This window comes from Wolbachia endosymbiont of Tuta absoluta (genome assembly GCF_059414725.1).
In genome coordinates this window covers 1-351 of record NZ_JBNRJY010000497.1, presented here as the reverse complement: position 1 = coordinate 351, position 351 = coordinate 1, and the positions used below count along the sequence as shown (strand labels likewise).

General features: G+C 35.0%; 1 protein-coding gene. It reads right to left on the bottom strand.

Annotated features, from left to right (window positions below; translation table 11 throughout):
- Positions 1–14: 14 nt before the first annotated feature.
- Positions 15–351: tetratricopeptide repeat protein (locus tag ACJ5GX_RS05505; RefSeq protein ID WP_495292785.1), on the bottom strand; the 337-nt coding region annotated here is incomplete at its 5' end.

Below are 351 nucleotides of genomic sequence, written 5' to 3'. Positions count from 1 at the left end.
GCTCAATACTTAATTTATAGCTCAATTAACCTGACGGTGCCGTTTTCACCAATACAATCTATGCTATGTTCTGTATTATGCATATCATGATCTATATTATGCGAACTATTATGCCGCATGAATTGTATATAAAATTCCACTGATTCTGCATATCTACCTAATGCCGCTAAACTTGCTCCTTTATTATTGTATGCTTCTACATAATTAGGATCGATTTGTATGGCTTGGTTATAAAGTTCCAATGCCTCTTCATGTCTACCTAATGACGTTAAACTGAATCCTTTATTATTGTATGTTCCTGCATAATGAGGATTCAGTTGTATGGCTTGGTCATAAAGTTCCAACGCCTCT